The organism is Pseudomonas sp. MWU12-2345, assembly GCF_023242385.1.
GTDB lineage: Bacteria > Pseudomonadota > Gammaproteobacteria > Pseudomonadales > Pseudomonadaceae > Aquipseudomonas > Aquipseudomonas gingeri_D.
The window spans coordinates 318,804-336,320 of sequence record NZ_JALLJA010000004.1 but is presented as its reverse complement, the minus strand read 5'-3'; the positions used below and the strand labels follow the sequence as shown (position 1 = coordinate 336,320).

Sequence of the window (17,517 nt, the reverse complement as noted above, 5' to 3'; positions counted from 1 at the left end):
TCGGCGGTCTCCATTAGGGACCGCCAGCTTAGGACAAGAGGAACCCAACTTGAAAGCGCCCCGCGTGACCCTTGATCAATGGCGAACGCTGCAGGCCGTGGTCGATCACGGCGGCTTCGCCCAGGCCGCCGAAGCCCTGCATCGTTCGCAGTCGTCCGTCAGCTATACCGTGGCCCGCATGCAGGATCAGCTCGGGGTGCCGCTGTTGCGCATCGACGGGCGCAAGGCCGTGCTCACCGAGGCCGGCGGCGTATTGCTGCGGCGCTCCCGGCAACTGGTGAAACAGGCCAGCCAGCTGGAAGACCTGGCCCACCATATGGAGCAGGGCTGGGAAGCCGAAGTGCGCCTGGTGGTGGACGCCGCCTACCCCAATGCCCGCCTGGTCCGTGCGCTGACCGCGTTCATGCCACAGAGCCGCGGTTGCCGGGTGCGCCTGCGCGAAGAAGTGCTGTCGGGGGTGGAGGAAGTCCTCCTCGAAGGCGTCGCGGACCTGGCCATCAGCGGCTTCAATATCCCCGGTTACCTGGGCACCGAGATGAGTGCGGTGGAGTTCGTCGCCGTCGCCCACCCGGAACACGCCCTGCACCGCCTGCAACGCACCTTGACCTTCCAGGACCTGGAAAGCCAGCTGCAGGTGGTGATCCGTGACTCCGGCCGCCAGCAACCGCGCGATGTCGGCTGGCTCGGTGCCGAGCAGCGCTGGACCGTCGGCAGCCTGGCCACCGCCGCGACCTTTATCGGCAACGGCCTGGGCTTTGCCTGGCTGCCGCGACACATGATCGAACGGGAAATCCGGGAAGGCCTGCTCAAGGTGCTACCGTTGGATCAGGGCGGCAGCCGCCACCCGACCTTCTACCTGTACTCGAACAAGGACAAACCCCTGGGGCCGGCCACGCAGATTCTCATCGAACTGCTGCGCACCTTCGACACCGCGCCGCTGGACGCCCCCTTCGCCGCTCCCCAGCAAGCCTGACAGGACGTTGACCGATGGCCTATTTCGAACACGAAGGTTGTACGCTGCACTATGAGGAATACGGCCAGGGCACACCGGTGCTGTTGATACATGGCCTGGGGTCCAGCACCCTCGACTGGGAAATGCAGATACCGGCATTGTCAGCGCAGCACCGGGTAATCGTCATGGACATGCGCGGCCACGGTCGCTCCGACAAGCCTCGCCAGCGCTACAGCATCGCTGGGTTCAGCGCCGATGTAATGGCCCTGATCGAACACCTGAAACTGGACCCTCCGCACCTGGTGGGCCTGTCCATGGGCGGGATGATCAGTTTCCAACTGGCAGTGGATCAGCCGCAAATGTTCAAGAGCTTGTGCGTGGTTAACAGCGCGCCCGAAGTCAAGGTCCGCAAGCCCGGCGACTACCTGCAATGGGCCAAGCGCTGGAGCCTGGCCCGTCTGCTGGGTCCGAAGCGCATCGGCAAGGCCTTGAGCGTGATGCTGTTCCCAAAACCCGAACAGGCAGAATTGCGGCGCAAGATGACCGAACGCTGGGCAAGAAACGACAAACGTGCTTATCTCGCCAGCTTCGATGCCATCGTCGGCTGGGGTGTCCAGGAACAACTTTCACGGATTGCCTGTCCAACCCTGATTGTCAGCGCCGACCATGACTACACACCGGTCGCGCTGAAGGAAAGCTATGTCAAACTGATTCCCGATGCGCGTCTGGTGGTGATCGCCGACTCACGCCACGCCACGCCGCTGGATCAACCCCAGGTCTTCAACCAAACCCTGCTTGAGTTTCTAACCGCAGTCGAAACCACCACCCAGGATCACTGAACCATGCTGAAAAAAATCGCCCTGTTCACCGGCTCCGTCCTCTTTGCCGCCAACCTGATGGCCGCCACCGATGCCGTCAAGGCGCCCCATGTGGAACTGGTGACCACCAACGGCACCATTGAAATCGAGCTGGACCCGGTGCATGCGCCGATCAGCACCAAGAACTTCCTCGCCTACGTGGACAGTGGTTTCTATAACAACACCATCTTCCACCGGGTGATTCCGGGCTTCATGGTCCAGGGCGGCGGTTTCACCGCGCAAATGTCGCAGAAGCCGACCCAGGCGCCGATCAAGAACGAAGCCAGCAACGGCCTGCACAACGTGCGCGGCAGCTTGTCGATGGCGCGGACCTCGGACCCGAACTCGGCCACCAGCCAATTCTTCATCAACGTGAAGGACAATGACTTCCTCGACCCGGGCCGCGATGCCGGCTATGCGGTCTTCGCCAAGGTGGTCAAGGGCATGGAGGTGGTCGATATCATCGTCAACTCGCCGACCACCACCAAGCAGGGCATGTCGGACGTGCCGTCGGACCCGGTGTATATCAAGTCGGCCAAACGGATCGACTAATGGCAGGCGCAAGCTTCAGGCCGGATGCCCGTGGCTTGCGCCGCTTCATCTTCAAGGAGAGCCCGCCTGACGGGCGTCAGAACCCATGCTCTATCGTCGTTTTGAACAACTGATCGATATTTTCCGCGACGCCCCCACTGCCGCTCCGCCGAACACTGTCCTGCCCTTCTACCTGTATTACCTGCGCCAGGTCTGGCCAAGCTTCGTCGCGCTGTTGATCGTCGGCTTGTTCGCCGCGCTGATCGAAGTGGCGCTGTTCAGCTACCTGAGCCGGATCATCGACCTGGCCCAGGGCACGCCCAATACCGAATTCTTCCAGGTCCATGGCCGCGAACTGCTGTGGATGGCCGTGGTCGCCCTGATCCTGCGGCCGATTTTCTTCGGCCTGCACGACCTGCTGGTGCACCAGACCATCAGCCCGGGCATGACCAGCCTGATTCGCTGGCAGAACCACAGCTATGTGCTCAGGCAGAGCCTCAACTTCTTCCAGAACGATTTCGCCGGACGTATCGCCCAGCGCATCATGCAGACCGGCAACTCGCTGCGTGACTCCGCCGTCCAGGCCGTCGACGCCATCTGGCATGTGCTGATCTATGTCATCAGTTCCCTGGTGCTGTTCGTCGAGGCCGACTGGCGCCTGATGATCCCGCTGCTGATCTGGATCGCCTGCTACATCGGCGCTCTGTACTACTTCGTGCCACGGGTGAAGGCGCGCTCGGTGATTTCCTCCGAAGCCCGTTCCAAACTCATGGGCCGGATCGTCGACGGCTACACCAACATCACCACCCTGAAGCTGTTTGCCCACACCCGTTTCGAGCAGCAATACGCCCGTGATGCCCTGGTGGAGCAGACCGAAAAAACCCAACTGGCGGCCCGCGTGGTGACCAGCATGGACGTCGTCATCACCAGCCTCAACGGCCTGCTGATCGTCACCACCACGGGCCTCGCGCTGTGGCTGTGGACCCAGTCGCTGATCTCGGTCGGCGCCATTGCCCTGGCCACCGGCCTGGTGATCCGTATCGTCAACATGTCCGGTTGGATCATGTGGGTGGTCAACGGCATTTTCGAAAATATCGGCATGGTCCAGGACGGTCTGCAGACAATCGCCCAACCAGTCAGCGTCACCGACCGCGAGCAGGCGCCGCGCCTGAGGGTCACCCAGGGCGAGGTGCGCTTCGAGCATGTGGACTTCCACTACGGCAAACGCAGCGGGGTGATCAGCGACCTCAACCTGACGATTCGTCCGGGGGAGAAAATCGGCCTGATCGGTCCGTCGGGGGCCGGCAAGTCGACCCTGGTCAACCTGCTACTGCGGCTCTATGACCTGCAAGGCGGGCGGATCCTGGTGGATGGCCAGGACATTGCCGAAGTCGCCCAGGAAAGCCTGCGCGAACGCATCGGCATGATTACCCAGGACACTTCGCTGCTGCACCGTTCGATCCGCGACAACCTGCTCTACGGCAAACCCGATGCCAGCGACGCCGAACTCTGGGAAGCGGTGCGCAAGGCCCGGGCCGATGAGTTCATCCCGCTGCTGTCGGATGCCGAGGGCCGCACCGGCTTCGACGCCCATGTCGGCGAGCGCGGGGTGAAACTCTCCGGTGGCCAGCGCCAGCGCGTCGCGATTGCCCGGGTCCTGCTCAAGGACGCGCCGATCCTGATCATGGACGAAGCGACCTCGGCCCTGGATTCGGAAGTGGAAGCGGCGATCCAGGAAAGCCTGGAAACCCTGATGGAAGGCAAGACCGTGATCGCCATTGCCCACCGTCTGTCGACCATTGCCCGCATGGACCGCCTGGTGGTCCTGGAAAATGGCCGGATCGCCGAAACCGGCAGTCATGCCGAGCTGTTGGCCCATGGCGGCCTATATGCACGCCTGTGGCAGCACCAGACCGGCGGGTTTGTCGGTATCGATTGAACGTCACCATCGCCCTCGGAAGGGGGCGGTTGACCCATCAGGCCTGCCGGTAAGGCAGTGCCGCCTTCGCCTCTTCGGCATAGGCCAGAATGCCCACCCGTTCCTGTGCGAGGAAATCCTTCACCGCCGTGCGCAACCCCGGATGACGCAGGTAATGCCAGGAGTGGGTGATCACCGGCTCGAAACCGCGAATCAACTTGTGCTCGCCCTGGGCACCGGCATCGAAGCGTTGCAAACCCTGGGCGATGGCGTAGTCCATGCCCTGGTAGAAGCAGGTCTCGAAATGCAGCCGGTCGAACTCCGCCAGGCAGCCCCAGTAACGCCCGTAGAAACTGTCGCCGCCGATCAGGCTGAAAGCCATGGCCACCGGCCGCCCGCCCTGCTTGGCCAGGACCACGCGGATCGACTCGGGCATGCGCTCGGCCAGCAGGCTGAAGAATTCCCGGGTCAGGTAGGGCGTCTGGCGTCGCACCGCATAGGTATTGGCATAACAGGCGTAGACGAAGTCCCACTGGGCTTCACTCAACTCACGGCCTTCCAGCCATTGGAAATCGAAGCCCTGTCCGGCGACCTGCTCGCGCTCCTTGCGCATCTGCTTGCGCTTGCGCGAACTCAGGGTATCGAGGAAGTCCTGGAAATCCCGGTAGCCGCGGTTCTGCCAATGAAACTGGCAACCGTAACGCAGCAGCCAGCCGGGTTGTTCGCCCAGGGCGGCATCGGCCAGGGCATCGGTGAAGTTGATATGGGCGCTGGAAAGCTCTTCGATCTCCAGATAACCCGGCAAGGCGGCCAGCAACTCGAAACCGTCCTCGGCCTTGGCCGCCAGCAATCGCGCGCCGCCCACCGGACTGAACGGTACGGCGGTCAACAGCTTGGGGTAGTAGGCGATGCCCGCGCGCTCGCAGGCCTCGGCCCAGCCGTGGTCGAACACATATTCGCCATAGGAATGCCATTTGCGATAACTCGGCAGGGCCGCCAGCAGCCGACCGTCCTCCACATGCAACAGATGCTCCGGCTGCCAGCCCGAGTGCGGACCGAGGCTGCCGCTGTCTTCCAAGGCACTCAGGAACCCATGGCTGAGGAATGGCTGGCCGTCGGGCACCAGCGCATCCCATTGCTCGGCAGCGACCTCAGAGAGGCTTTGCAGACGTTGTAACGGCATCGATATCCCCAGGCAGGTGCAACATGCAGAGCGAGTATCGCGCATGTGTGGCAGGAAGGGCGACAGGTAGAACGGAAAACCGATAGCGTTCTGAAAGTCCGCCGGGAAGGGAATCTTAAAAACTATTTCATTGGACTTGAAAGTCGCCTGGGCACACCATTCCAGAAGGTTACAGAACAGCGGCCGGGCTGTTCGACCGAGGGCTTTGAGGGCAGGTAACGCGCAAGGACAGCTCCCTGAGCACGTCCGAAAGCCAGAAAAAAAAACGCCCCGCGCGACAGAGCGTCGAGCGGGGCGCCAAAAGAGCGGAGCTTACAACAGTGGAATGGTGTAGCTGACGATCAGACGGTTTTCGTCCTGGTCGCCACCAGTGGAAACGAGGGTACTGGTACGCCACATGGCGTTTTTCCAGGCGAAGCCGAGGTTCTTGAGGGGGCCTTCAGGAATCACGTAGGACAGGCTGATATCACGTTCCCACTCGCTCTGGTTGCCTGCGGTGTTCTGAATATTGTCGCCATGCAGGTAGATGATACCGGCGGTCAGGCCAGGTACGCCGACCTTGGCGAAGTCATAGGCGTAACGAGCTTGCCAGGTACGCTCGCCGGCACGGGCGAACTTCTGGATCTGCATGTCGGTGATGGTGCTGTTGGACGAGCCGTCTCCCTGGTTCAACCATGGGAAGTCGCTGTCGCCTTTGGTGTACTGATAACCAGCGCCGAAGGTGTGACCGGCAACCGAGTACAGGGCCAGATAGCTGTACAGGTCGTTGTCGACCTTGCCCTTGGTCACAGGTGCGTTATCAGGGAAGTAACCAGTGGTGTAGTAAGCAGAGGTGTTACCGTTGGCACCGTTGTCGCGGCTACGGTAGTAACGCAGGTCGCTTTTCAGCACGCCCGGACCGATGGCCCAGTTGTGTACCAGACCCAGGAAGTTCTGCGAGTAGAAGTCTTTCAGTTCGCCGAAGTAGTAGGAAGCGACCAGATCCTTGGTGATCTTGTAGTCGGCACCGGCGTACTGGAACTTGTTGCTGAACCGACCCGCAGTACCCTGGGAGTAGTTCGAGCTGGCGTTGGCACCGGCAATCGACAGATCTTCGTCGTTGCTCGAGTTACGGCCCTTGGCTTTCTCGACCTGACCGAGGGTCAGGGTCAGATCCTTGATCTCGTTCGAAGTGATCTGGCCACCGGTGAAGGTTTGTGGCAGCAGACGACCATCGTTGTACTTGATCACCGGGTTGTTCGGCAGCAGGGTACCGATCTTCAGTTCGGTCTGCGAAACGCGGACTTTACCGGTCAGGCCCAGGCTACCGAAATCATTGACTGCCTTGGCATTGTTGCCGTTGGTGGCTTCGGTCGGGAATACCGTGCCGCCAGCAGAGGTTTTGCTCGCACCGTTGGTACCACCACCGGTGTCCAGACGAATACCTTCCAGGGCAATAACATCAAGGCCGAAACCTACGGTACCTTGTGTGTAACCAGAGTTGAAGCGCAGATCGAAGCCTTGGCCCCATTCCGAGTTCAGGTTCTGAGCGGGCTTGCCGCTACGGTTATCGGTGTTGATGTAGAAGTTACGCAGACCCAGGGTCGACGTAGCGCCATCGATAAAACCTTTCGCGTCAGCTTGCCCATCGGCGTACGCCTGCTGGGACAAAACCCCTACGGCCACTGCCAGGGCCAAGGTGCACTTGTTCATTGTTTCGCTCCTCTGGATTCAAACTTTTTCGGGTCTATTTGTGGCGTCCGTTGCCATCACGCGGGTGCGCAGCCATTGCCGGGGCCTGACCTGCTTTGTTGGGAGGGAATCTTGGCGTGGGGTTATTTCAGAGCGGTTTCTGGTCGATTAAGGTTTTGTGACAGCGGAACTTTTTCCGACAGGCACAAATAATCGCAAAGCCCCGGTTTACGGGGCTTTGGCGGAAAAATAGTGGCTTTTTAGAACTATGGTTTTCCAGCATCCTGGCGCTGAGCGGCCAACTGGGCGGACAAGGCCTCGAGATTTTCGACCGGCGGTTCGGGCATATGCTTCAGGGTGGCCTGCATCAAGCGCATCTGACGGATAAAACGCCGGCAGTTGGGGCAGAACATCAAGTGATGGCGCACCATCAGGCGCTCCCGAAAGCTCAACTGGCCATCGAGATAGTCGCTGGAACGTGCCACTTGTTCCTTGCAGGTCAGCATTCGCCGGTCTCCTCAAAATGCTCCACGGTCGCGAAAACTTTCAAGCGTGCCCTGTGCAGCAGCACCCTGACATTGGAGAGCGAGATCCCCAGAAGATTACAGATCTCCTCCAACTCCAACCCCTGGCGTTCGCGCAACAACAAGACACTGCTCTGCAACTCGGACAAACTCAACAGCGTGTGCTCCAGGCACTGGCGCAGTTCATCCTCGCTGAGCAGGGCCTCGGGAGTGTCCTCATGCCAGGCGTGGGGAGCCAATGCCCAGTGGCCGTCAGCGGCAAAGCGTTCGTCGCCGATGGTGCCGTGGGGCGACGGCAGGTCATCGAGCAGCACTTCGCGGCGGTTCTGCTTGTAGCGATTCTTCGCCGCGTTGGCGGTGATGGTCAACAGCCAGGTCTTGAGACTGGAACGTCCCTGGAAGCCCGCCAGGTTGCGCACCACGGCCAGCCAGGCATCCTGGACCGCTTCATCGGCCTGGCGGCTGCCGACAATGGCATAGGCCACCGCGCGCATCGCGCTCTGGTAGGTGCTGACCAACTCCTTGTAAGCCCGTTGTTCGCCTGCCAGCAAGCGCTCGAGCAGTTGACTATCGTCCATCGCCGCCATTCACAACCTCGCGTTCGGATTTCCGGGACGTTATAGAGCATCAGTTTTTTTGCCGCTGCTCCATCCCCATGTTCAACACGAGAATAGCGATCGCTCCCTGAAACGCATCGGAACGAACAAGGAAGCCCCCCTTCCCGCCTGGCGCGCACACGATGCCAGACGGGAGGGCGCCGATCAACGCTTGCGCAGGATCACGCTACCGATCGAATAACCGGCGCCGAACGAACTGAGCACGGCCAGCGAACCCGTCGCCAGATCGTCCTGGTTCTTGTGGAACGCAATCACCGAACCTGCAGAGCTGGTGTTGGCGTAAGTGTCGAGAATCACCGGCGCCTCTGCTTCCGTGGCCTCACGGCCCAGCAGCTTCTTGACGATCAGATGGTTCATGCTGAGGTTGGCCTGGTGCAGCCAGAAGCGCTTCACATCGCCGATGTTCAGCTGGTTTTCCTGCAGATGCGCGGCAATGAGTTCGGCCACCATCGGGCAGACGTCACGGAACACCTTGCGACCTTCCTGGACAAACAGCTTGTCCGGGGCACCGATGCCCTCTTCCGCCGCGCGGTTGAGGAAACCGAAGTTGTTGCGGATGTTATTGGAGAACTGGGTCAGCAGCTTGGTGCCGACAATCTCGAACTGATAAGGCGAGGTCGCCAGGTCAGCCCGCTCCACCACCACCGCCGTCGCCGCATCACCGAAAATGAAATGGCTGTCACGGTCGCGGAAGTTCAGGTGGCCGGTGCAGATTTCCGGGTTGACCATCAGGATCGCCCGGGCCTGGCCCAGTTGAATGCTGTTGCTGGCGGTCTGGATACCGAAGGTCGCCGAGGAACAGGCGACGTTCATGTCGAAACCGAAGCCCTGGATACCCAAGGCTTCCTGGACCTCGATGGCCACCGCCGGGTAGGCCCGTTGCAGGTTCGAGCACGCCACGATGACGCCGTCGATGTCCGCGGCGGTCTTGCCCGCGCGTTGCAGGGCCTGTTCGGCGGCACCGATGGCCATCTGGCAGAGGATCGACCATTCGTCGTTGGAACGCTCGGGCAGGCGTGGGCGCATGCGCTGGGGATCGAGAATGCCATCCTTGTCCATGACAAAACGGCTCTTGATACCGGACGCTTTCTCGATGAACGCGGCACTCGACTCGATCAGGGCCTGAACTTCGCCGCGCTCGATGGCAGCGGCGTTTTCGAGGTTGAACTGCTGCACATAGCTGTTGAAAGACTGCACCAGCTCCTCGTTGGAAATGCTGTTGGCCGGGGTGTACAGGCCGGTGCCGCTGATGACGACGTTATGCACGCTCGTTCCTCTATTCTGTTCAGGCAGAAGGCATTGGCACATTCGTACCAATACGTAAAAGGGCCAATCCCGTCAAAACGGCAAAGGGCCTGGAGTCGTTTTCTTCCGTCCCGGTCGGGCAAGCAGCGCTCAAACCATGGAATCGGCATTTATAGCCGACAAGTGTGCCATAAACATTGGGATTTGGCCCTAGGGCCGAGATCAAAGGAGCACAACCGGGCCCCTGGGAGCCCGGCCATAAAAACCTGCATCAGGCTTCCACCTGGCTCCACTGCTTGCTCAGGCGCTTGTCCGAAATCGGTGCCTTGGTCCCCAACTGCTGGGCAAACAGCGACACCCGATACTCTTCCAGCCACCAGCGATACAGCTCCAGTTGCGGATCGCGCTTGCCTTCCTGGGCATGCTTGGCCGCGCGCGCCTGGTACTGGGCCCAAAGCCCCGCCAGTTCGGTGCTCCAGACCCGGTCCTTCTGCACTTGTGACGGCAGTTTTTCCAGGCGCAGCTCAATGGCCTTGAGGTAGCGCGGCAACTCCTTGAGCCAGACACCCGGCGTCTGCCGGACGAAACCGGGATAAACCAGCTGGCTCAGTTGCTGCTTGATGTCATTGAGTGCCACTGCCTGGGCCAGGTCGATCTTGCCCTTGAAGCGTTTTTGCAGACCGTGCCAGAGCTTGAGGGTCTCCAACGTCAGGCGCGCCAGGCGTTCGGCATGCTCGGTCCAGGCACCGCGCTTGCGTTCGGCCAGGGACGCCAGCCCGACGCCATCGCGCGGCAGGTTGTCCTCACCGTCCAGCACGCAGCTGTCGAGGCTCGCCAGCAGGATATCTTCGACCAGCGCCTCGACCCGACCCAGTTCGCGATAGAGCAAACCCAGTTCGGTCAGGCCCGGCAGCTTGCCACGAAGAAATTTCGCCGGCTCGGCCAACTGCTGCAGCAGCAGGCGCTGCAAGGCCCGGCGATGCTGGAACTCGGCTTCGGCCGGGGTGGAGAAACGCCCTTCCTTGACCGTACCGCCCTCTTCAACCAGCGCCGGGTATACCGTCATCGACAGGCCGGCGATCTTCTGCTGGGTGCTCTGGGCCACCGCGGCGAATTCCTTCGCCTGCACCGGCTGCTGGCTTTTCGCCGTCTGCGGCACGGCCAGGGCCGCCTGGCTGGCTTCGGCAAAGCGCGCCGTCAGCTCGGCCAGATCACGACCTTCGCCGAGGAACTTGCCCTGGGCGTCGACGATTTCCAGGTTCATCCGCAGGTGGCTTTCCACCTGCTGCGCCGCTTCGGCCCAGGCTTCATCGCTGACCCGCGCGCCGGTCATGCGCAGCAGCTCGCGGCCCAGGGTCTGGGGCAAGGAGCCCTCGGCAAACTCGATCCGTTGCAACGCCGCCTTGACGAAATCCGGCACCGGCACGAAGTTCTTGCGCAAGGCCTTGGGCAGGTTGCGCACCAGGGCGATGCACTTGGCTTCGATCACCCCCGGCACCAGCCACTCCAGACGCTCGCCGGGCAAGGCCGGCAGCAGCGGCGCCGGCACCCGCAGGGTGACGCCATCACGCGGATGGTTGGGCTCGAAGTGATAACTCAAGGCCAGGGCCAGGTCGCCCAGGTGCAGGGTATCCGGATAGTGCGCGGCGGTGACTTCACTGGCTTCGCGGGCGAGCACATCCTCTTCGCGCATGATCAACAGTTGCGGGTCTTTCTGGCTGTTGACCCGGTACCAGCTGTCGAAGGTCGCGGTCTGGTGAATCTCCGCCGGCAGGCGCGCGTCGTAGAAGGCGAACAGGGTTTCTTCATCGGCCAGGATATCGCGACGGCGGGCCTTGGCCTCCAGCTCGTCGAGTTGTTCGAGCAATTGCTGGTTGGCGCTCAGGCACCGGGCTTTCGATTGAATCTCGCCGCGCACCAAGCCTTCGCGGATAAACAGCTCGCGGGAAGCGACCGGCTCGATGGGACCGAAGTGCACCGGACGGCGGCCGACCACGATCAGGCCGAACAGGGTGATCTGCTCGAAGGCCACGACCTGGCCGCGCTTCTTCTCCCAATGGGGCTCGAAGTGGTTCTTCTTGATCAGGTGCCCGGCCAGGGGCTCGATCCAGTCCGGCTCGATCTTGGCGACCATCCGCGCATAGAGCTTGGTGGTTTCCACCAGTTCGGCGGCCATCAGCCATTGCGGACGCTTGCGGCCCAGGCCCGAGGACGGGTGGACCCAGAAACGCCGCTGGCGGGCGCCCAGGTAGTCGCCGTCTTCGGTCTTCTGGCCGATCTGGCTGAGCAACCCGGACAACACCGCCTTGTGCAGCTTGGGATAGTCCGCTGGCTCCTTGTTGACGCTCAACTGCAGGTCGCGGCAGATCAGGCCCAATTGCCGATGGGAATCACGCCATTCGCGCATCCGCAGGTAATTGAGGAAATTCTTCCGGCACCAATTGCGCAACGCACTGGCGCCGAGGGCCTGGCGCTGTTCCTCGAAACCGCGCCAGACATTGATCAACCCGGCGAAATCCGAATCCACGTCCTTCCACTGCGCGTGGGCCTGGTCGGCGGCCTGCTGGCGCTCGGGCGGACGCTCACGCGGGTCCTGCACCGACATGGCGCTGGCGACGATCAACACTTCCTGCAGACTGCCGAGGGTGGCCGCCTCCAGCAACATGCGACCCATGCGCGGGTCCACCGGCAGGCGCGCCAGTTGACGGCCCAACGGGGTCAGCTGGTTCTCGCGGGTGACCGCCGAGAGCTCCTGCAGCAGGTTGAAACCGTCACTGATGGCCTTGCCGTCCGGCGGTTCGATAAACGGAAACGCCGTGATTTCACCGAGCCGCAGGTGCAGCATCTGCAGGATCACCGCCGCAAGGTTGGTGCGCAGGATCTCCGGGTCGGTAAATTCCGGACGGCCGTTGAAGTCGTCCTCGCTGTACAGGCGAATGCAGATACCCGGCTCGACCCGGCCGCAACGGCCCTTGCGCTGGTTGGCGCTGGCCTGGGACACCGCTTCGATCGGCAGGCGCTGGACCTTGGCGCGGTAGCTGTAGCGGCTGATGCGTGCCGTACCGCTGTCGATCACATAACGGATACCCGGCACGGTCAGCGAGGTTTCCGCGACGTTGGTCGCCAGCACGACCCTGCGCCCCGGATGGGACTGGAAAATCCGTTGCTGCTCGGCCGGCGACAGGCGCGCATATAAAGGAAGGATTTCAGTGTGCTTGAGCTGGGCCTTGCGCAGCATGTCCGCGGCGTCGCGAATCTCCCGCTCGCCGGGCAGGAACACCAGCACATCGCCCGGGCTCTTGCGCTCGCTGCGCTCGAAGGCGGCGATCTCGTCGAGGGTGGCGATAATCGCCTGGTCGACGCTCAAGTCTTCCTCGACGCTGTTGCCCTCTTCATCCTGTTGCGAGGTCAACGGGCGATACCAGGTGTCCACCGGGAAAGTCCGTCCGGACACTTCGACAATGGGTGCATCGTTGAAGTGTTTGGAAAATCGCTCCAGGTCGATGGTCGCCGAGGTGATGATGACCTTCAGGTCCGGGCGCCGGGGCAGCAGGGTTTTCAGGTAGCCCAGCAGGAAATCGATATTCAGGCTGCGCTCGTGGGCCTCGTCGACGATGATCGTGTCGTAGCGTTCCAGGTAGCGGTCGTTCTGGGTTTCCGCCAGGAGGATACCGTCGGTCATCAGCTTGACCAGGGTATTGGCCTCGCTCTGGTCCTCGAAGCGCACCTGATAACCGACCAGTGCGCCCAGGGGCGTGGCCAACTCGTCGGCGACCCGGCTCGCGACACTGCGCGCGGCGATCCGGCGTGGCTGGGTGTGGCCGATCAGACCATGCTGGCCACGGCCGATTTCCAGGCAGATCTTCGGCAACTGGGTGGTTTTACCCGAGCCGGTTTCGCCGGCGATGATCAGCACCTGGTGCTTGAGCAACGCTTCCTTGATCTCGTCACGCTTGGCGGCGATGGGCAGGCTGTCGTCATAACGAATCAACGGCACGCTCTTGGCCCGGGCCGTGACCTGGGCGCAGGACGCCTGCATCCGCTCGACCCACTGGGCCAACTTGCTTTCGTCGGGCTTTTTGCGCAACTCGAGCAACTGCCGCCGCAACCGGTGGCGGTCGGCAATCATGGCCTGGTCGAGGTTTTTCAGCAGCTGGTCGATAGCGGGCGATTCGTCAGTCATCAGGTACGCAAAGGTCGTCTATTTTAGGCAGGCGCGGATTGTCGCAGATTTGCGCCGAAAAATGATGCCAACTGCGTTGCCGAACCACCCCAACGGGTTATTCGTTGCTCCAATCCTTGCGCCGATAGGGAAACACGTCGATCACCTTGCCCGCCCGAATCGCCTCTTGCAGGCCTTTCCAGTAGTCGGCGTTGTACAACTCGCCATGCAACTGGTCGAACAGTCGGCGCTGCGCCATGTCGGCAAACAGGAAGGGCGGGAACTCCTCGGGGAACACGTCCAGTGGCCCGATGGAATACCAGGGCTCCGAGGCCATTTCATCCTCGGGCGTACGCGGCGCGGGAATGTGCCGGAAGTTGGCCTCGGTGAGGAAGCAGATTTCGTCGTAGTCGTAGAACACCACACGGCCATGGCGGGTGACGCCGAAGTTCTTCAGCAGCATGTCGCCGGGAAAGATATTCGCCGCCGCCAGTTGCTTGATCGCCTGGCCATAATCCTCCAGCGCCTCGCGAACCTGGGCGTCATTGGCATTTTCCAGGTACAGGTTCAGCGGGGTCATGCGCCGTTCGGTCCAGCAGTGGCGAATCAGCACCGTGTCTCCTTCGACCTGCACCGTGGACGCGGCCACCTCCAGCAACTCTTCCAGGCACGCCGGCTCGAACTTGCTCAAGGGAAAGCGGAAGTCGGCGAACTCCTGGGTGTCGGCCATGCGCCCGACCCGGTCGACGCTTTTCACCAGACGGTACTTTTCGATCACTGTGGCGCGGTCGACGTTCTTCGACGGTGAAAAGCGGTCCTTGATGATCTTGAACACGGTGTTGAAGCCCGGCAGGGTAAACACGCTCATGACCATGCCGCGCACGCCCGGGGCCATGATGAAACGGTCGTCGGTGTTGGCCAGGTGATTGATCAGTGCCCGGTAGAACTCGGACTTGCCGTGCTTGTAGAAACCGATGGAGGTGTACAGCTCGGCAATATGCTTGCCCGGCAGAATGCGCTTGAGAAAGCCGACGAACTCCGCCGGCACCGGCACATCCACCATGAAATAGGAGCGGGTGAAGGAAAAGATGATCGACACCTCGGCTTCGTCAGTGATCAGCGCGTCGATCTGGATGCCATGTCCTTCGCGGTGCAACAACGGAATCACCAACGGCCATTGTTCATCATGGGTGTAGATGCGCCCCACCAGGTAGGCGCCCTTGTTGCGGTAGAGCACCGAGGAGAACAGTTCGACGCCCAACTCCGGGTCCTTACACACCCAGTCCGGCAGGTTCTCCCGCAACCGGGCTTCCAGGCGCCGCAGGTCTCCCGGCAAATCGGCGTAGGCCTCGCTGAAGCTGTAGTCGGCGAAGATCTGTTCGAGCATGCCGGACAATTCGCCCTGGGGCCGATAGATCCGGGTCTGCGCCGCTCGCGCCCGGCGTAGGGAGGGCCGGGTGGTGTGGATAAACATGCAGCCGTCGCTGATCAGGTCGTGGCTGAACAGGCCGCAAAAGGTCGAGTTGTACCAGGTCTCCGCCAGCTCATCGTCGAAACGCAGGTCGATCAGGCTGATATAGGCGCTTTTCACCAGGGGCCAGAGCGTGACATCGAGCAAGGTACTTTCATCGAAACCGGCGCGCAGCCGGGCGTTGACCTCGCCGACCTTTTCTTCATACAGATTGATCCGCGCCGCCGAAGCCACCTGCGCTTCCTGCCAGCGCGCGCCTTCGAAACGGCTGCGGGCACCATCGGTGATCTGGCGAAAGTGCTCGCGGTAATCATCGAAGCCATCGAGGATCATGCGGGCGATATCAGCGGCCGGCCATGGCTGCGGCATAGTGGAACCCCTGCGCTGTTTGTTCGAAGTTGTTCTGTTCGCGACTCGCTTGAGCTTAGAGGCCAACCCTCGGGCAACGCAACCATTGCCTTGCCAGTTACATGCGGTGACACTTGCCCGCCCTACCCTGCCAAGGAAGCCACCGTGAGACCCGTCGATATTCTGCGCATGTTCATGCTGGCCGCCGTCTGGGGCGCCAGTTTCCTGTTCATGCGGATCATTGCTCCGGTGCTCGGGGCCTTTCCCACCGCCTTTTTCCGTGTTTCGATTGCCGCTGTCGGCTTGCTGGTGATCCTCACGCTGATGCGCGTCAACTGGGACTTCAAAGGCAAGTTCAAGGTCTGCCTGATGCTCGGCGTGATCAACTCCGGGTTGCCGGCGACACTGTATTCGGTGGCGGCGCAAGTGCTGCCGGCCGGCTATTCGTCGATCTTCAACGCCACCACCCCGCTGATGGGCGTGCTGATTGGCGGCTTGTTCTTCCATGAAAAACTGAGCCTGAACAAGCTGGTGGGGATCTTCCTCGGGTTGTTCGGGGTGGCGGTACTGACCCGTGCGGGGCCGGTGACCTTCAACCTGGAATTGCTGATGGGGGCTGCGGCGTGCCTGCTGGCCACCACCAGTTACGGCTTCGCCGGTTTCCTGACCCGTCGCTGGCTCGACCATCAAGGCGGCCTCGATCCACGGCTTTCGGCCATGGGCAGCATGTTCGGCGCGACCCTGGTGATCCTGCCGTTCTTCGGCTACAGCGCCATCACCCATCCGCCGGCCAACTGGGGCGGGATAAGTGTCTGGCTGTCGCTGCTGGGGTTGGGCCTGGTGTGTACGGCGTTTGCCTACATCATGTATTTCAAACTGATCAGCGATATCGGCCCGGTCAAATCGATGACCGTGACCTTCATGATCCCGGCGTTCGGGGTGTTATGGGGGGCGCTGTTTCTCGACGAGCCACTGTCGATGGCCCATGTGTATGGCGGGGTGTTGATTGCGCTGGCCCTTTGGCTGGTGTTGAAGCCAGGGGCAGCCTTGAAAGCGGTCAGTGTGGCTGACCGCTAATGTCGTGGTGTATGGGCTGCCGTCAGGCGCTCTTGCGAAACACGAACACCAACCCGACGATAATCAGCCCCATCCCCAGCATGCTCAGCGCCGCCAAGCGATTACCGAAGATCAGGTAATCCATCACCGCCGTCACCGCCGGCACCAGGTAGAACAGGCTGGTGACATTGACCAGATTCCCCCGGGCAATCAGCCGATACAGCAACAAGGTCGCCAGCACCGAGACCACCAGCCCCATCCACAGCACCGGCAGGATAAAACCGCTGCCGGTTTCAAAGTGGAACGGCTGGAACGGTACGAAAGCCCCGCACAGCAGTAACCCGGCCAGATACTGCACCGGCAGCGTGCCCAGAGGGTTATCGGTGATACGTTTCTGCATGATCGAGCCCAAGGTCATGCTGGCCAGGGCCAACAATCCGAACAGCATCCCGGCCAGGGACATCCCGGCCAAACCGATCCCCTGGTAAACCACCAGGATCAGCCCCGCCAACCCCAGCCCCAAGCCGAACATCCGGCTCCAGGAACGCTGCCGCTCCATCAGCACCGCGGTCAGGATCGGCTGTACCCCCATGATCGTCGCCATGACCCCGGGCGTGACCTTCAGGTCCAGGGCCAGCAGATAGAAAATCTGATAGGCCCCCAGCAGCACCAGCCCGGTCACCGCCGCGTAGAACAACGGCTTGCCCATCCGCGGCAGCTTGAACTTGAGCAATGGCACCAACACCACCAACCCCAACAGGGCGATGGAAAAACGGATCAACAGAAAAGCGAACGGCGAAGCATGCGCCAAGCCCCACTTGGAGAAAATCGCCCCACTACTCCAGAGCAGGACAAACAGAGTCGTCGAGGCCGCCGCGGTTGCGGATTGTTTGGAAAAAGCCAACATGGATACCACCCGTGATTCAGGCAAAAGCCGATTCAGCCCAAGGCTGAACATTCAGTAGTTTTTTTCAGGCGGGCA

The 17,517-nt window shown here is 61.6% G+C and carries 13 protein-coding genes; 5 read left to right on the top strand and 8 right to left on the bottom strand.

The annotated features are described in order from the left end of the window. The first annotated feature begins 49 nt into the window (after positions 1–49). The 4 genes from M5C71_RS11885 to M5C71_RS11870 all read left to right on the top strand — a co-directional run bounded on the left by M5C71_RS11885 (position 50) and on the right by M5C71_RS11870 (position 4,279). Positions 50–973 carry a LysR family transcriptional regulator gene (locus M5C71_RS11885; RefSeq protein WP_100938915.1) on the top strand — a complete coding sequence of 308 codons (924 nt, stop codon included), beginning with the start codon at positions 50–52 and terminating at the stop codon, positions 971–973. A gap of 14 nt (positions 974–987) precedes the next feature. After that, on the top strand, positions 988–1,791 hold the full coding sequence (locus tag M5C71_RS11880) for an alpha/beta hydrolase (RefSeq protein WP_103499814.1): 804 nt from the start codon (positions 988–990) through the stop codon (positions 1,789–1,791). A gap of 3 nt (positions 1,792–1,794) precedes the next feature. Then, entirely contained in the window at positions 1,795–2,361 is a 567-nt protein-coding gene (locus M5C71_RS11875) for a peptidylprolyl isomerase (protein WP_248767910.1), read from the top strand. Positions 2,362–2,446: 85 nt separating this feature from the next. Continuing rightward, on the top strand, positions 2,447–4,279 hold the full coding sequence (locus tag M5C71_RS11870) for an ABC transporter ATP-binding protein (RefSeq protein ID WP_248767909.1): 1,833 nt from the start codon (positions 2,447–2,449) through the stop codon (positions 4,277–4,279). A gap of 37 nt (positions 4,280–4,316) precedes the next feature. Here M5C71_RS11870 and M5C71_RS11865 read toward each other — a convergent pair whose 3' ends face one another. From M5C71_RS11865 to aceK, 7 genes are all read right to left on the bottom strand, one after another. Continuing rightward, a complete protein-coding gene (locus M5C71_RS11865) occupies positions 4,317–5,441 on the bottom strand; it encodes a GNAT family N-acetyltransferase (protein WP_152738326.1) in 1,125 nt (374 codons plus the stop codon). Between the two features lie 312 nt (positions 5,442–5,753). Then, positions 5,754–7,133 carry an OprD family porin gene (locus M5C71_RS11860; RefSeq protein WP_248767908.1) on the bottom strand — a complete coding sequence of 460 codons (1,380 nt, stop codon included), beginning with the start codon at positions 7,131–7,133 and terminating at the stop codon, positions 5,754–5,756. A 245-nt stretch (positions 7,134–7,378) separates the two neighbouring features. Continuing rightward, positions 7,379–7,618 carry a zf-HC2 domain-containing protein gene (locus M5C71_RS11855; RefSeq protein WP_121137776.1) on the bottom strand — a complete coding sequence of 80 codons (240 nt, stop codon included), beginning with the start codon at positions 7,616–7,618 and terminating at the stop codon, positions 7,379–7,381. Then, on the bottom strand, positions 7,612–8,223 hold the full coding sequence (locus M5C71_RS11850; protein ID WP_103498704.1) for an RNA polymerase sigma factor: 612 nt from the start codon (positions 8,221–8,223) through the stop codon (positions 7,612–7,614). Before M5C71_RS11850 ends, M5C71_RS11855 begins: the two co-directional genes overlap by 7 nt. A gap of 174 nt (positions 8,224–8,397) precedes the next feature. Next, positions 8,398–9,519 carry a beta-ketoacyl-ACP synthase III gene (locus tag M5C71_RS11845; RefSeq protein WP_103498703.1) on the bottom strand — a complete coding sequence of 374 codons (1,122 nt, stop codon included), beginning with the start codon at positions 9,517–9,519 and terminating at the stop codon, positions 8,398–8,400. A 250-nt stretch (positions 9,520–9,769) separates the two neighbouring features. Beyond that, positions 9,770–13,681, bottom strand: a complete 3,912-nt coding sequence (gene hrpA / locus M5C71_RS11840; protein ID WP_248767907.1) for an ATP-dependent RNA helicase HrpA — start codon at positions 13,679–13,681, stop codon at positions 9,770–9,772. 97 nt (positions 13,682–13,778) lie between these two features. After that, positions 13,779–15,500: a bifunctional isocitrate dehydrogenase kinase/phosphatase gene (gene aceK / locus M5C71_RS11835; RefSeq protein WP_248767906.1), complete on the bottom strand. Its 1,722-nt coding sequence runs from the start codon at positions 15,498–15,500 to the stop codon at positions 13,779–13,781. A gap of 144 nt (positions 15,501–15,644) precedes the next feature. Here aceK and M5C71_RS11830 point away from each other — a divergent pair, with 144 nt between their 5' ends. Then, positions 15,645–16,556: a DMT family transporter gene (locus tag M5C71_RS11830; protein WP_177100017.1), complete on the top strand. Its 912-nt coding sequence runs from the start codon at positions 15,645–15,647 to the stop codon at positions 16,554–16,556. A 22-nt stretch (positions 16,557–16,578) separates the two neighbouring features. On the opposite strand, the gene M5C71_RS11825 is transcribed toward M5C71_RS11830, so the two are convergent. Then, positions 16,579–17,442, bottom strand: coding sequence for a DMT family transporter (locus M5C71_RS11825; RefSeq protein ID WP_248767905.1), 864 nt, complete (start codon positions 17,440–17,442; stop codon positions 16,579–16,581). Positions 17,443–17,517 lie beyond the last annotated feature (75 nt).

Coding starts and splice junctions, on each gene's coding strand:
- M5C71_RS11880 (WP_103499814.1), top strand. CDS start 988: ATGGCCTATTTCGAACACGAAGGTTGTACGCTGCACTATGAGGAATAC.
- M5C71_RS11875 (WP_248767910.1), top strand. CDS start 1,795: ATGCTGAAAAAAATCGCCCTGTTCACCGGCTCCGTCCTCTTTGCCGCC.
- M5C71_RS11870 (WP_248767909.1), top strand. CDS start 2,447: ATGCTCTATCGTCGTTTTGAACAACTGATCGATATTTTCCGCGACGCC.
- M5C71_RS11865 (WP_152738326.1), bottom strand. CDS start 5,441: ATGCCGTTACAACGTCTGCAAAGCCTCTCTGAGGTCGCTGCCGAGCAA.
- M5C71_RS11860 (WP_248767908.1), bottom strand. CDS start 7,133: ATGAACAAGTGCACCTTGGCCCTGGCAGTGGCCGTAGGGGTTTTGTCC.
- M5C71_RS11855 (WP_121137776.1), bottom strand. CDS start 7,618: ATGCTGACCTGCAAGGAACAAGTGGCACGTTCCAGCGACTATCTCGAT.
- M5C71_RS11850 (WP_103498704.1), bottom strand. CDS start 8,223: ATGGCGGCGATGGACGATAGTCAACTGCTCGAGCGCTTGCTGGCAGGC.
- hrpA (WP_248767907.1), bottom strand. CDS start 13,681: ATGACTGACGAATCGCCCGCTATCGACCAGCTGCTGAAAAACCTCGAC.
- aceK (WP_248767906.1), bottom strand. CDS start 15,500: ATGCCGCAGCCATGGCCGGCCGCTGATATCGCCCGCATGATCCTCGAT.
- M5C71_RS11825 (WP_248767905.1), bottom strand. CDS start 17,442: ATGTTGGCTTTTTCCAAACAATCCGCAACCGCGGCGGCCTCGACGACT.